Source organism: Paenibacillus sp. cl123 (assembly GCF_900101595.1).
GTDB lineage: Bacteria > Bacillota > Bacilli > Paenibacillales > NBRC-103111 > Paenibacillus_G.
On the sequence record NZ_FMYY01000015.1, the window covers coordinates 68,278 to 82,023 of the forward strand.

Genomic DNA, 13,746 nt, shown 5'->3' on the forward strand with positions numbered 1-13,746 from the left:
GACATTTTTTTCTGGGGATAATCCTGTGGATATATGAACTGCCTTCCTTGGTTATACACATGCTGGATAATGTCCTTCGATTTGGGAAAAGTACGGAGAATAGGGCGTTATTTCATCGTACATGTCAAAAGGCCGAGACCTGAATCGAGGATAGTTATGCACAGTGGATATCTTACAATTACCCAGGCAGGACGGAAGGTGAAGCACGTTGTTCGTGTTGTTCTGCTGCTAATCATGTCGGGAGGGCTGCTGGCTTCGACAGCCAGCGCCAGCGTGTGGCAGGCGGAGACGGCGAGAGCCGTCGAACAAGCGCAGAGTGCGGACGAACAAGCGGAGAGGACAGACGAACAAGCCCAAAGAGTGGACGAACAAGCAGAGAAGGCGGACGACAAAGCGGAGAGAGGCATTGAAGAAGCGGAAAGAAACAGTCTGGCAGCGGAGGAGCCGAATCGGGGTAGCGTCATGACGCATGTCACGATCCTGTCGCTGCCCGGGTTGTCGTTTCTGGAGCTTGCGCCCGGAATGCTGGATCGCTATCCGGCATTGCGAAGCCTCAGCATGGAAAGCGATGTTGCGGCTATGAACGTCAGGCTTTCGGACAAAGGCACTGCATCCGTATACGCCACCTGGGGAGCAGGAGCTCCCGTTCGGGCCAAGGGCGCAGGGGCAAGCGGCTGGCGGCGTCCCGCACGCTTCGAATTTTTAAGTCGCGGCGGACCCTGGTTTCATGCTAATCAGACTAACGCGGCAGGGATGGAAGGACGTGTACGTGCCATGCCAGGGGCCTTTCCGGCGATCGGGGAAGTTAACGGTTGGAAAGCCGAAGATCGGGGCTGGAGGGTGCCGGGCATAGAGCGCTTGCAGGCGAGGAATCAGACGGGCGGATTCCGCTCGGCGCCAGGGACGCTGGGGGGAGCGCTGAGGGATGAGGGAGTGAGGGCTGCGGCTTGGAGCTTGGGGCGAGCTGGCTTCACAGACCGGAGCCGCGAGGAGAACCGTTCGCTGCAGGCCGCCTTGATGGTGACGGATGAGCTGGGCCATGTGCCGGGCGGGGGTTACGCGACGGTTGCGGATGCTTCCCGGCTGCTGAGGCAAAGCTGGCTGCAGGCTGGAGGTACGAGACGGCCGGTCGGGGCAGGCGATGCTCCATCGTTCGCTAAGGGCAGCTTGAATGTGCTTGAGTACGACGGCCTTGCTCGTGCATATGCAGGCACAGGACAGAGCGGGGCGGCCGGGAACGAGGAAGTGGTTAAACCCGGGGATCAGCAGCGCCTGGCGTTGTCAGAAGTCGAGCGGTTGGTGGCGCTTGTCCGTTCGGCTGTCGTTATCCGAAGCCGCCAAAGACCGGCCGAGCGTCATATGCTGTGGCTCGTCAGTCCGGCCGTCCATCCGGAGGCGGTGCGGGAGAAAAAGCTGCTGACCCCTGTATTTCGCTGGAGTCCGAGCCGATCCAGAGAGGATGACTCTGTAGGAATATGGACCGGGCCGAGGATTATGACCTCTGCTACAACCTATCGGGAAGGGATTGTTGCAGCGTCCGATCTGGCTCCAACTCTGCTGGCCGAATTTGGCTTGTCCGCAACCCGACACATGATCGGGCAGCCGATTCGCAGCCTGGCCCGGAATCCGGGCGGCACACCGACTTCCTCTATGAATCAGAGTGCTGCAGAGGGAGAGGGGCGCGCATTGTCTTGGCTGCTCGGCGAAATGGATTCGTTAAGCGGCATTTACCGGCTGAGGCCCCCGCTTCTGTACGGGCTTGCCGTGTATGAAATTGCGGTTATGCTGCTGGGGCTAGCGGCTGCCTGGATGCTGTTCGGCGGAAGCCGCGGCTTGTTCAGAGGCTTGCAGCTGTTGCTGCTCTCCATTCTTTGGATGCCGGCGCTGCTTATCGCGCTGGGCTGGGCGAATGGCAGCGGGGCGAGGGGATTCGGGCTTGTGTTGCTTGTGCTCGCTGCAAGCGCGGCAAGCTGGAGGGCAAGCGCTGCAGCCGGGCGCCGGTCAGCTCTGATCCGGATATTGGCGCTGTGCGGAATCGGCGTCTCGCTGTTGATCGTGGCCGACGGTTTGCTCGGGGCTCCGCTGATGAAGCGCTCGGTACTGGGTTACGATGCGATGATCGGAGCGCGTTATTATGGCATCGGCAACGAATGCATGGGGGTGCTGCTCGGGGCTTCGCTGCTTGGCCTGAGCGCAGCTCTGGAGCTTGTGCATGGCGGCAGGCGGAAAAAGGATGCCCGGCGGCGGGGCTTGCTGCGCGGCATCCAGGTGAGCGCAAGGACGGCATGGATTCGTTTGGCGGCGAAAAGGGGAGCGGCGCCCGCAGCGCGTCGGGCCGCTGCGCCGGGGCAGCCCGGCTGGCTTGCCGCCTGGCCGGCCGCCGCGGTCGGCAGCCTGACGACCGCGGCGCTCGCTGCGCCGGCGGTCGGCGCCAACGCCGGCGGCGCCCTGGCCGCAGGCGCCGGCTTCGGCGTGCTCGCCGCGCGGCTTGCCTCCGGCGGGCCGCTGCGCTGGCGCCGCCTCAGCCTGGCGCTGGCGCTGCCCGTGGCCGCCGCGCTGGCAGGGCTGTGGCTGCTGAACGCCGCCGCTCTCCCCGCCCCGGCGGGGGAGAGCGGCTCTGCCGCAGCCGCAGTGGCTGCCGCAGCCGCCGAGCCCGGCAGCGCCCTGCTGCCGTCCGATGCGGGGCGCAGCACCCACATCGGACGGGCCTTTGCGTCCTTGCGGCAAGGCCGCTGGGACGACATCGCGGCTATCGTCAGACGCAAGCTGACGATGAATCTTCATTTGCTCCAGGTATCGGCCTGGAGCAAGGTGCTGCTGACCGGCCTGCTCGTCATGGCCGCGCTCGTATTGCGCCCGAAGGGCCGGCTTCGGGCGTGGGAGAAGCGCTACCCGTTTCTGATGCACGGGTGCTGCGCCAATGTGCTCGGCTCGCTTGCCGCGCTCGTGCTCAACGATTCCGGCATCGTGGCCGCAGCGGCCATGATCGTATACGGCAGCGTGCCTCTGCTGCTGCTCTGCCTGCAGGAAAAAGGCGCTGAAGCGGAGGTGTAGACGATTATCCCGGGCGTCATAACGCAGCAGGGGGAGCGGCCCTCCACCCCAACCAAACAAAAACGCCTGCTGGCTCGAATTGCCCGCCAACTGTTAGATAAGGTCTAACAATGCCGGGCATTTCAGCTGCAGGCGTTTTTATTTCCTTTCTGCGATCCCAACCGGCTACTCTGCGAGCTGTTCCCACTGCTCGTAGCAGGAAGCGAGCTCGCTGCGCTTGGCTTCGATCTGCTCGTTTTTCTCCTGGACCAGCACATAATCGTTAAATACCTCGGGAAGCGCCAGCGCCTCCTCCAGCTCCGTGATGTCGGCCTCCAGCTGCGCGATCTGGGCTTCGAGCTGCTCCAGCTTGCGCTGGCGGCTCCGTTCCTCGCGCTTGGCCAGCTTGCCCGATTCATAGGAATTCGCAGGCCCGTTATCTGCGGCGTGTCCGGGGCTTCCGCTTTTCTCGGCGCCCTTGGCGGAACTGCTGCCAGCCGCTGCTCGCTTCGCTGTTTCCTGGGCGAGCCGCTGCTGTTCGATCTCGGCCAGCTCCAGCTTTTTCTCCACGTAATCATCGTAATTGCCCAGGTATGCCGTGATGCCATCAGGCGACAGCTCCAGCATATTCTCGGCCATCTTGTTCAGGAAGTAACGGTCATGGGAGATAAAGAGCAGCGTGCCTTCGTAATCGATCAGCGCCGATTCCAGCACTTCCTTCGAAAATAAGTCCAGATGGTTGGTAGGCTCATCTAGAATGAGCACGTTCGCTTTAAGCAGCATCAGCTTGGCCAGCGAGACCCGGGCCTTCTCGCCGCCGCTTAGCGAGCCGATTTTCTTGAACACATCCTCGCCGCTGAACAGGAAGCTGCCCAGCACGGTGCGAACCCTTCCTTCCTCCAGATGAGGAAAGGCATTCCAAACTTCCTCCAGCACGGTCTGGTTCGGATTCAGCCCGGTCTGCTCCTGATCGTAGTAGGCGATCTTCACGTTGGCTCCCCATTGATACGTTCCGCGGTCCTGCTGATGCTGACCGATGAGGGTGCGCAGCAGGGTCGTTTTGCCGATGCCGTTCGGTCCGATCAAGGCCGCCGTGTCCCCGCGGCGCAACTGGAACGTGATGTTCCGGGCCAGCGGCTTGGCTCTATCATAGGAGAGTGACAGCCCGCGCACGTCGAGCACCTCGCGGCCGGTGGGCACCTCGACCTCGAAGGAGAAGCTGGCGCGCTTCAGGTCGCCGAGCGGCTTGTCCAGCCGATCCATTTTCTCCAGCGCCTTGCGGCGGCTTTGGGCCCGCTTGGTCGTCGAGGCGCGCGTAATATTTTTCTGTACGAATTCCTCCATCTTCGCAATTTCTTCCTGCTGCCTCTCGAACTGCTTCAGCTCTATCTCGTAATTGGCCTGCTTCAGCTCGATGTAACGGGAGTAATTGCCTGTGTACCGCTTGGAGGAGGTTCGCTCGATTTCATAGATCGCATCCACCAGCGCGTCGAGGAAATACCTGTCATGCGATACGACCAGAATAGCGCCCGGATAAGAGCGCAAATATTGCTCCAGCCAGGTCAGGGTCGGAATATCCAGGTGGTTGGTCGGCTCGTCGAGCAGCAGCAGATCCGGGGCTTCCAGCAGCATCTTGGCGAGCGCCAGCCTTGTTTTTTGCCCGCCGCTAAGCGCCTGTACCGGGGTGGCATGGTCCATATGGCCGAAGCCCATGCCGTTCAGCACGCCGCGTACCTTGGCCTCAACCTCGTAGCCGCCGGACGCGCGGAACTTGTCGGACAGCTCGGCGTAGCGGCGCATCGTGTCCTCGGTTTTTTTCTCGTCAGCCAGGACATCGGGATCGGACATGCGCGCCTCAAGCCGTCTGAGCTCGGACTCGGTCTCCAGCACGCCTGCGAATACGCTGATCAGCTCGTCCCACATCGAACGGTCGGAGTGAAGGCCCGAGTTTTGCTTCAGATACCCGATTTTCGTTTCCTTGGCTTTAAAAATGTTTCCTTGATCATAGGACAGCTCGCCGGCGATAATCTGCAGCAGCGTCGATTTGCCGGCTCCGTTGACGCCGACCAGTCCGATCCGCTCCCTGGCTTCGATCTGGAGCGTTATATGAGAGAGCACGCTTGTGACGCCGTAGCTCTTGGCGATATTGCTGACTTGCAAAAGCATAATGGTTAAAGCCTCCCTGATGCGACAAGGTTACACGTGCGGCCGGTAGCTGCACATAGATGCTATAAGTGTAGCACAATCGGCGGTATTTTTCGATTTCCAGCGGTTCCCCGGTTACAGAAGCGGTTATGTCGCGTTATGCTGAGATTTTCCTCCCTTGCACAATTCCACTTTGAGAGGCAGGCGCTGCGCTCATGCACCCTATTCCTGACCGGACAAAAGACATCCTTCGCCAGCCCGCCGGCTGGGGATTAATTCGGCGGGCGCTGCTGCTCCTGGCGCTGCTGCCGGCTTGGGCCGCCGCTGCCGCCTTGCTTCACCCGCCGGGCGACAAACCTCTATACATGCCTTATGGGGGCGGCCCCGGCGCGGCGGGCACGCCGGCCGCATCCGCTGTCTATGCCGCTGACGACGATGCCGCGACCGTACGCATCGCTACCTATAATATTCATCATGCGGAGAACCTTGATGGCCGGGTTCGTCCTGCCTCTATAGCCGCCGAGCTCGCCGGAGAGAAGGCGGATCTTATCGCGCTGCAGGAGGTGGACAGGTTCCGCCTGCGCAGCGGACTGCAGGATCAGGCGGCCCTGCTGGCCAGGACGCTGCGGATGCATGTATTGTTTGCGCCGGCGGTTCGCTCCGGACTCTCCCAGTACGGCATCGCTTTGCTGAGCCGTTATCCGGTGAAGGACAGCGAGCTCTACAGGCTCAGCGGAGGCAAGGAGCCGCGCTGCTTGCTGCTGGCCACCGTGCTTCTGCCCCAAGGCGAGCTGACCGTGGCCTCCGTGCACCTAGACACGTCCGCATCGGCCAGGGAAAAGCAGCTGGCGGAGCTGGAGCTCAGGCTGAGCCGGGTGCAGGGGCCGCTTGTGCTGCTCGGCGATTTCAATACCGGGCGCCAGGATCCGCTGCTTCAGGGACTGGCCAACAGCCTGCGGCTGGAGCCCTTGCAGTCCGTAGGCCCGACGCTGGTCGGCGGGGCCTCGGCTGACCAGCTGCTGGCCAGCGCTCACCTGAGCTGGACCGGGCCGGGCCGGACAGGCTCCTTCGGTCCATCCGATCATGCTTGGCTGGCAGGGGGACTGCGGTTTCGGGCCGATGCTTTTTTTTATTGAACATTTATTGTAAACTGATGAAAATGGCGTTTTGATTTGCAAAACGGAACTTGTCCCAACTGCCAAGTTTTTATCGCTTCGTGAAAAGAGGCCGTTTCTTATGAATATTAAAGAGAAAAAAATTGAACTGAGGCGGCAAGCCGAGGCGGTCCGATCCGATATCGGCGAGGAGGAACGCCGCCGGAAGTCCGAGGAGATCAGCCGCAAGCTAATCGCGAGGCTGGAGGAGCTTATGGTTCCCGATCCTGCGGTCCGGCGCAAGCCTACCTTGTTCGCTTATATGCCCGTCAAGTCCGAGGTGGACGTCACCTCCGTGCTGGAGGCCTGCTGGAAGCGGCCTTGGCGCGTCGTCGTGCCGAAGGTCATCCCGGCTCAAAAGCAGCTTAAGCTCTATGAGATCAAATCCTATGCCGATCTGGAGCGCGGCACCTGGGGAATCCGGGAGCCTGTAGCCAAAGCTCCGCAGCTGTTCGATATCCGCCAGATTGATGTGGCGCTCGTGCCGGGTTTATCCTTCGATCTGAAGATGGGCCGGCTCGGCTACGGCGGAGGCTTCTACGACCGCTTCATGCAGCAGTATGTGCGGACAGGCTTGCCGAAGCCTTATATTTTAGCGGCTGCCTTCGATGCCCAGATTATCGACGAGGTGCCTATGGGACTGTTCGATTTCCGCATTAACGAGCTGGTTACCGAGTCCAGGCGCATCCTGGAGGGAGGCGTAGAGATCAGATGACGGAGGAACGACGCAAAGCGGATGAGCAGCCGCAGCCCGGGCCGGGCGAGCCGCGGCTGACTCATTTCAACGAACAAGGTCGGGCCCGTATGGTCGATATCAGCGACAAAGGAGAGACGGTCCGGACGGCGACGGCCCGCACGACGATTTCAATGCAGCCGTCCACGCTTGCGCGGATTCGTCAAGGGCGCATAGAGAAGGGCGATGTGCTGGCGGTTGCTCAGGTGGCAGCCGTCATGGCGGCCAAGAAGACGTCGGATTGGATCCCGATGTGCCATCCGCTTTCCTTAACCGGTGTAGATATTGCATTTACCGATAACGGCGAGGGAGAGCTGTACATAGAAGCGACCGTTCGGACGAAGGGGCAGACGGGCGTCGAGATGGAGGCCCTGACAGCCGTGTCCGCCGCTGCGCTTACGGTGTACGACATGTGCAAGGCGGCGGAGAAATCGATGCGGATCGGACCGACGCTGCTGCTGGCCAAGACAGGCGGCAAGAGCGGCGATTACCGGCACGATGCGTAGAGCTAGAGGTCCGGTGGACAGGAGGCCGGAGAGCCGATAGGGAGTGGAAAACAGCGGGTGGAAACCCGATCGGCTGCAGGCCGCGCGTTGTTCACCGGACTTCCGGCTTCGGGAGAAGATGAATGCCAAATGGGGAGGAGTAGGCTACATGCGCTGGAAAGTGGCGATATTGACCGCAAGCGACCGCGGATCGCGCGGAGAACGGGAAGACACTAGTGCACAGGTTATTCGGGAATTGATCGAAGAAGAAATGCATGGCGAAATTATCGAGTATCGAATCGTGCCCGATGAGAAGGACGAGATTATGGCAGCCTTGATCGAGATGACCGATTACTTCAAAGCCGATCTCATCCTTACGACGGGCGGTACAGGACTGGCGGTGCGCGATGTCACGCCGGAGGCAACGCTTGAGGTCATCGAGAGGCAGGTGCCCGGGCTCGCTGAGGCGATGCGGATGTATTCGATGCAGAAGACGCGTCGTGCGATGCTTTCGCGCGCCATATGCGGCATTCGCGGCCGTTCGTTGATCGTGAATCTGCCTGGCAGCCCCAAGGGCGTATCGGAGAACTTGTCCGCCATCATGGATCAGCTGCCGCACGCGCTGGCCATTTTGTCCGGGCGCGAAGGGGAGCATGGGGATGAAGAAGCTTGACGGCATACTGGAGGAAGTAGCGGTCGAGCAGGCGGTCGGATTGGTGCTGGCCCATGATCTGACGCAAATTCTCCCCGGGCAGTTCAAGGGAAGGCTCTTCAAGAAAGGCCATGTCATCCGCGAGGAGGACATTCCGGCGCTGCTTAGCATTGGCAAGGAGCATATCTACACGCTGCGGCTTCAATCCGGCTTCCTGCACGAGGATGAAGCGGCTCTCCGCTTGGCACAGGCTGCTGCAGGGCCCCATATTGAGCTTACCCCTCCTCACGAAGGCAAAATTACCCTGAAGTCGACGATACATGGCTTGGCCAAGCTCGACAAGAAGCGGATTGACCGGGTTAATAGCTTGGATCAGATCATCATGTCGACGATCCGCTCGAACGCTGTCGTCTTGCCCGGGCGGCCCCTGATGGGGACTCGCGTGATCCCGCTTGTGATCGAAGAGGAGCGCGTCGCCGCAGCGGAAGCGATCATAGCCGCTTCGACAGCCCCCTTGATCGAGGTGAAGCCCTTCCGCCGCATGCGGGTCGGATTGATCACGACGGGCAGCGAGGTGTTCAAGGGACGTATCGCCGACAAATTCGGCCCGGTCGTCAGGAGTAAGGTCGAGGCGCTGGGCTCGGAGATCATCGAGCAGCGGCTCGCTCCGGATGACAGCGACGTCATCGCACGGGAAATACGCCGCTTTCTGGAGGAGGACCGGGCGGATCTTATCCTGCTTACGGGCGGGATGTCGGTCGATCCCGATGACAGGACGCCCGGCGCGATCAAGCAGGCGGGCGCGGATATCGTCAGCTACGGAACCCCGATGCTGCCGGGCTCGATGCTGCTCATCGGCTATCTGGACGGCGTGCCCGTGATGGGGCTGCCCGGCTGTGTGATGCACGATCCGTATACGTCATTCGATGTGCTGCTTCCCCGCGTTTGCGCCGGTGAAGTCATCGTCCGCGAGGATATTTCGGAGCTTGGATACGGGGGACTGCAGGGCTGTTAGAGCTGTTTGGTCAGAACTTTTGTTAGAACTGTTAAAGCTGAGAGTGCTGAGAGAACTGTTAAAGCTGTAAGAGCCGTAAGAGCTGTAAGAGCTATGAGAGCTGTTAGAACTTCCGGAACTGTTAGAGACTGGCGCAGCAGACCGCAAGACAACTGGCGGCAGCGGGAGAGACGCATGCTTGCTCGCGGTTTGGTATGTGCAGTAGCTTGAAGCCGCGCCCCACTTGGTGGGGGAAGTTAGTGAAGAAGGGTCGGGGAGGCTGCATGTTAGGCAATATTGGAACGAGCGAATTTATATTGATAGCGGTTGTCGCCCTCATCATATTCGGACCGGCCAAGCTGCCGGAGCTTGGCCGCTCGCTGGGCAAAACGATCCGCGAGTTCAAACAGGGAGCCCGCGATCTGCTCAGCGACGAGCCTGTCAAAGCGGAACGCAAGGACGTGACTCCGCCTGCATCGTCTTCAGCGCAAACTCCTGAGGCTGCAGAGGGCGAGCGGCAGGCTGCCGCCGCCTCCGCTCAGCAGGCGGTCGAAACGGCTGCCGAGCAGGCGGTCCAGGAAGGAACGCTTGCTCAGTCCGCACAGACGCCGCCGGCGTCTGCCGCCAATAGCGCGCCTGAGACTGTTGCCGGCTCAGACGCGGGAGACAGGCTACCGGAGGCCGCAGTGCCGCCGGTCCCGGATCCTGTGGGAGGGATGACCCCGCTGCAGGACGCGCCGTCTTCCTCCGGTGGAGGAGAAGCGGGGCGAGCGGCCCGGAGCAACCCCAGGAGACTGCCGGACTAAGTCCTGATACGGAAAGGGCAGGTGAGCAATTTTGCAGGACGAGGGCATGACTTTAGTCGAGCATTTAACGGAGCTGCGCAAGCGGATTATATGGACCGTCGTCGTCTTGATCGTCGGGATGGCCATAGGGTTGTTCGCGGCCAATCCACTGATTACGTTCCTCAAGTCGGTACCTCCGGCGAGCGGCATCAACTGGAATGCATTTTCCCCTTGGGATCCGCTCAAAATGTACATGAATTTTGCGCTTGTCATGGGGCTGCTGATTACGCTTCCGTTTACGTTGTACCAGCTGTGGGCGTTTCTGAAGCCGGGGCTGCGCGAGGTGGAACAGAAGGCGTCGCTGCTCTACGTGCCGTTCGCGTTTCTGATGTTTTTGCTTGGTTTGGCCTTCGGCTATTTTATCGTTTTTCAGATGGCCTTTATTTTTACTACCTCCATCGCCAAAAGCCTGCAGCTTAGCGAAACGTACGGGATTGCGCAATATTTCGGATTTATGTTTAATATTATTTTGCCGATCGCGCTTGTCTTCGAGCTGCCGATCGTCGTGATGTTTCTAACGAAAATCCGGCTGCTGAATCCGAAGCTGCTCCGCAAGGTGCGCCGCTTCGCCTACCTGATTCTAGTCATCATTTCCACCATGATTACGCCGCCCGACGCGATATCCGCCATCGTCGTGGCCGTACCGATGATTATCCTGTATGAATTCAGCGTTTACCTGTCGGCGAGAATTTACCATAAGCAGCAGCTCCAAGATGAGAGCTGGAGAGAAGAAGCCGTGCCGAAGCCTGTCGATTGACAGGCTTTTTTGCTGTGCAGACGGGAGCTTCGTCGTGTCCATGGAACCCTGTGGCCGCTCCGGGAAGTATGTGCCATGATTGGGGATGCCCTGTATTATGGCAAGATACTGTGATACACGGCGAATTATGGCGAGTAAGGCCCGAGTAAGGCCCGAGTAAGGCGTAAAGCCTGCTTAGACATGGATAAGCCGGTTAAACCCTTCTTTTCCGGCTGAAGGAGCCTGCGGGTATATTCGGTAAGGGGCGGGGAGACAATGGATAGGGCGCCTAAAAAATTGTAAAACCACTTGCAAAATGAATGCGAAGTGGTTATCATAAATAGTGTTGTTAGCACTTGAGACAACCGAGTGCTAATCGAAACTCGTACCACATTTTAAAGGAGGCATTTTCTCATGATCAAACCATTGGGTGATCGCGTAGTTATCGAAGCCATCGCTAAGGAGGAAACGACCGCATCCGGAATCGTACTGCCTGACACGGCGAAGGAAAAGCCGCAAGAAGGTAAAGTTGTAGCAGTCGGCAGCGGTGCACTCAAGGATGGCGAACGCGTAGCGCTCGAGCTCAAGGAAGGCGACCGTGTCATTTTCTCCAAATATGCCGGTACCGAAGTGAAATTCGAAGGCCGCGACTTGTTGATCATGCGCGAAAGCGACGTATTGGCCGTATTGGCTTAAGGCTGCAAAACTGCGCCTCATACTTAAGCTTGGCAACCTTACTTAGAAATATTCGAACCTGTTCAATATAGGTGCAAGTTCCATAAGCTCCAGGCAAATGGAGGCTTATCGAACCGCGCCGCACCATACATTTTCCATTCGGGAGGGTTTATTCATGGCTAAAGACATTAAATTCAGTGAAGAAGCTCGCCGTTCGATGCTTCGCGGCGTCGACGCTCTGGCGAACGCTGTTAAGGTAACGCTTGGTCCTAAAGGCCGCAACGTCGTTCTGGAGAAAAAATTCGGCAGCCCGCTGATCACGAACGACGGCGTAACGATCGCCAAGGAAATTGAGCTCGAAGACGCATTCGAAAACATGGGCGCTCAACTGGTTAAAGAAGTAGCAACCAAAACGAATGACGTTGCCGGTGACGGCACGACGACCGCTACCGTTCTGGCTCAAGCGATGATTCGCGAAGGCTTGAAGAACGTAACGGCTGGCGCTAACCCGATGGTTATCCGCAAGGGCATCGAGAAAGCTGTCAAAGCGGCTGTGAACGAGCTGGCTAGCATCGCCAAGCCAATCGAAGGCAAACAATCCATCGCTCAAGTTGCCGCAATCTCGGCTGCTGACGACGAAGTAGGCGAACTGATCGCCGAAGCTATGGAGAAGGTTGGCAAGGACGGCGTTATCACGGTTGAAGAGTCCAAGGGCTTCGCAACTGAGCTTGAAGTGGTTGAAGGCATGCAGTTCGACCGCGGCTACATCTCCCCGTACATGATCACGGATACGGACAAGATGGAAGCTGTTCTGGATAACCCGCACATCCTGATCACAGACAAGAAGATCGGCAACATCCAAGAGATTCTGCCAATCCTTGAAAAAGTCGTTCAATCCGGCAAGCAATTGCTGATCATCGCAGAAGATGTGGAAGGCGAAGCGCTTGCGACTCTGCTCGTGAACCGTCTGCGCGGCACATTCACTTGCGTTGCTGTCAAGGCGCCAGGCTTCGGCGACCGCCGCAAAGCTATGCTGGGCGACATCGCTGCTCTTACCGGCGGCCAAGTTATTACGGAAGAGCTCGGTCTTGAGCTTAAGGCTACTCGTCCGGAGCAGCTCGGTTCCGCTCGTCAAGTCCGCATCACAAAAGAAAACACAATCATCGTGGACGGCGCAGGCGACAAGAAGGATATCGGCACTCGCGTCTCGCAAATCCGCGCTCAACTGGAAGAAACAACTTCCGAGTTCGATAAAGAAAAACTGCAAGAGCGTCTGGCCAAATTGGCTGGCGGCGTAGCAGTCGTGAAGGTCGGCGCAGCTACCGAAACTGAGCTGAAAGAGCGCAAGCTTCGCATCGAAGATGCTCTGAACGCTACGCGCGCGGCAGTTGAAGAAGGCATCGTAGCAGGCGGCGGTACGGCGCTTGTGAACGTATATGGCGCAGTTGCAGCCGTTCAAGCGTCCGGCGACGAGCAAACTGGCGTTAACATCGTGCTGCGCGCTCTGGAAGAGCCTGTGCGCACGATCGCAGCTAACGCTGGTCAAGAAGGCTCCGTCATCGTTGAGCGTCTGAAGAAAGAAACGACAGGCGTCGGCTACAACGCCGCTTCCGGCGAGTGGGTGAACATGATCGAAGCGGGTATCGTTGACCCGGCGAAAGTAACGCGTTCCGCGCTGCAAAACGCCGCTTCCGTCGCTTCCATGTTCCTGACGACCGAAGCTGTGATCGCAGACAAACCAGAGAAGGACAAACCGGCTATGCCTGATATGGGCGGCATGGGTGGTATGGGCGGCATGGGCGGATTCTAATCCATCCGGCCACGGCAAGGCTAGAGAGCGGCATCCCCTGCGGATGCCGCTTTTTGGCGTTGGTGCGGCAGGGATTCGCGGTGAAACGAGATTATGTTATGATAATTTTCATAAGAAGCAAAGGAAAGATGCAGCATCGATCAAGCAAGATCAGCGAGCATTAAGGAGTGGGACAAACCATGCAGGAATGCGGCTTAAAGGATTGGACACGGCTTTTTTACAGCTACTTTACGCTTCCGGCGATGCAGACGGGCTGGCAGTTGTATCAGACGGGATGCGTCCTTGAATATGTTTTGGATCCGGATGAGGGATTTGTAGATGGTAATGTATCCAAACCCGAAGGAAGCCTGGGGTTTTACGAGCAGCCCAGCTTCGGATTCGAAAGCTTCACGGACAGCGAATGTACTTGCCATAAAAGGAGCGCTTGCGAGCATATTGCTGCTCTTGCCTTTATTTATCTTGAAGAGGAGCTAGGTCTTGATTC

The 13,746-nt window shown here is 58.8% G+C and carries 11 protein-coding genes; 10 read left to right on the forward strand and 1 reads right to left on the reverse strand.

Annotation, left to right across the window (positions count from 1 at the left end; genetic code table 11):
• The first annotated feature begins 198 nt into the window (after positions 1-198).
• Positions 199-3,054: a hypothetical protein gene (locus BLR08_RS20810; protein ID WP_072331235.1), complete on the forward strand. Its 2,856-nt coding sequence runs from the start codon at positions 199-201 to the stop codon at positions 3,052-3,054.
• Between the two features lie 165 nt (positions 3,055-3,219).
• Here the strand turns inward: BLR08_RS20810 and BLR08_RS20815 are convergent, their stop codons facing one another.
• On the reverse strand, positions 3,220-5,199 hold the full coding sequence (locus BLR08_RS20815) for an ABC-F family ATP-binding cassette domain-containing protein (protein WP_072331233.1): 1,980 nt from the start codon (positions 5,197-5,199) through the stop codon (positions 3,220-3,222).
• A 194-nt stretch (positions 5,200-5,393) separates the two neighbouring features.
• Here BLR08_RS20815 and BLR08_RS20820 point away from each other — a divergent pair, with 194 nt between their 5' ends.
• From BLR08_RS20820 to groL, 9 genes are all read left to right on the forward strand, one after another.
• Positions 5,394-6,314, forward strand: coding sequence for an endonuclease/exonuclease/phosphatase family protein (locus tag BLR08_RS20820; protein WP_072331231.1), 921 nt, complete (start codon positions 5,394-5,396; stop codon positions 6,312-6,314).
• 100 nt (positions 6,315-6,414) lie between these two features.
• On the forward strand, positions 6,415-7,047 hold the full coding sequence (locus BLR08_RS20825) for a 5-formyltetrahydrofolate cyclo-ligase (protein WP_072331229.1): 633 nt from the start codon (positions 6,415-6,417) through the stop codon (positions 7,045-7,047).
• Positions 7,044-7,571, forward strand: coding sequence for a cyclic pyranopterin monophosphate synthase MoaC (moaC, locus tag BLR08_RS20830; RefSeq protein WP_072331227.1), 528 nt, complete (start codon positions 7,044-7,046; stop codon positions 7,569-7,571). The genes BLR08_RS20825 and moaC overlap by 4 nt, the downstream gene beginning before the upstream one ends.
• A gap of 148 nt (positions 7,572-7,719) precedes the next feature.
• On the forward strand, positions 7,720-8,223 hold the full coding sequence (locus BLR08_RS20835) for a MogA/MoaB family molybdenum cofactor biosynthesis protein (RefSeq protein ID WP_072331344.1): 504 nt from the start codon (positions 7,720-7,722) through the stop codon (positions 8,221-8,223).
• Positions 8,210-9,217: a molybdopterin-binding protein gene (locus tag BLR08_RS20840; RefSeq protein ID WP_083537166.1), complete on the forward strand. Its 1,008-nt coding sequence runs from the start codon at positions 8,210-8,212 to the stop codon at positions 9,215-9,217. Before BLR08_RS20835 ends, BLR08_RS20840 begins: the two co-directional genes overlap by 14 nt.
• 263 nt (positions 9,218-9,480) lie before the next feature.
• Positions 9,481-10,002, forward strand: coding sequence for a twin-arginine translocase TatA/TatE family subunit (locus BLR08_RS32030; RefSeq protein ID WP_072331223.1), 522 nt, complete (start codon positions 9,481-9,483; stop codon positions 10,000-10,002).
• Positions 10,003-10,048: 46 nt separating this feature from the next.
• Positions 10,049-10,798 carry a twin-arginine translocase subunit TatC gene (gene tatC / locus BLR08_RS20850; protein ID WP_072331342.1) on the forward strand — a complete coding sequence of 250 codons (750 nt, stop codon included), beginning with the start codon at positions 10,049-10,051 and terminating at the stop codon, positions 10,796-10,798.
• Positions 10,799-11,191: 393 nt separating this feature from the next.
• Positions 11,192-11,473, forward strand: coding sequence for a co-chaperone GroES (gene groES / locus BLR08_RS20855; protein ID WP_072331221.1), 282 nt, complete (start codon positions 11,192-11,194; stop codon positions 11,471-11,473).
• Between the two features lie 154 nt (positions 11,474-11,627).
• Entirely contained in the window at positions 11,628-13,262 is a 1,635-nt protein-coding gene (gene groL, locus BLR08_RS20860; RefSeq protein WP_072331219.1) for a chaperonin GroEL, read from the forward strand.
• Positions 13,263-13,746: the final 484 nt, after the last annotated feature.

Coding starts and splice junctions, on each gene's coding strand:
- BLR08_RS20820 (WP_072331231.1), top strand. CDS start 5,394: ATGCACCCTATTCCTGACCGGACAAAAGACATCCTTCGCCAGCCCGCC.
- BLR08_RS20815 (WP_072331233.1), bottom strand. CDS start 5,199: ATGCTTTTGCAAGTCAGCAATATCGCCAAGAGCTACGGCGTCACAAGC.
- BLR08_RS32030 (WP_072331223.1), top strand. CDS start 9,481: ATGTTAGGCAATATTGGAACGAGCGAATTTATATTGATAGCGGTTGTC.
- BLR08_RS20825 (WP_072331229.1), top strand. CDS start 6,415: ATGAATATTAAAGAGAAAAAAATTGAACTGAGGCGGCAAGCCGAGGCG.
- moaC (WP_072331227.1), top strand. CDS start 7,044: ATGACGGAGGAACGACGCAAAGCGGATGAGCAGCCGCAGCCCGGGCCG.
- groL (WP_072331219.1), top strand. CDS start 11,628: ATGGCTAAAGACATTAAATTCAGTGAAGAAGCTCGCCGTTCGATGCTT.
- groES (WP_072331221.1), top strand. CDS start 11,192: ATGATCAAACCATTGGGTGATCGCGTAGTTATCGAAGCCATCGCTAAG.
- tatC (WP_072331342.1), top strand. CDS start 10,049: ATGACTTTAGTCGAGCATTTAACGGAGCTGCGCAAGCGGATTATATGG.
- BLR08_RS20835 (WP_072331344.1), top strand. CDS start 7,720: ATGCGCTGGAAAGTGGCGATATTGACCGCAAGCGACCGCGGATCGCGC.
- BLR08_RS20840 (WP_083537166.1), top strand. CDS start 8,210: ATGAAGAAGCTTGACGGCATACTGGAGGAAGTAGCGGTCGAGCAGGCG.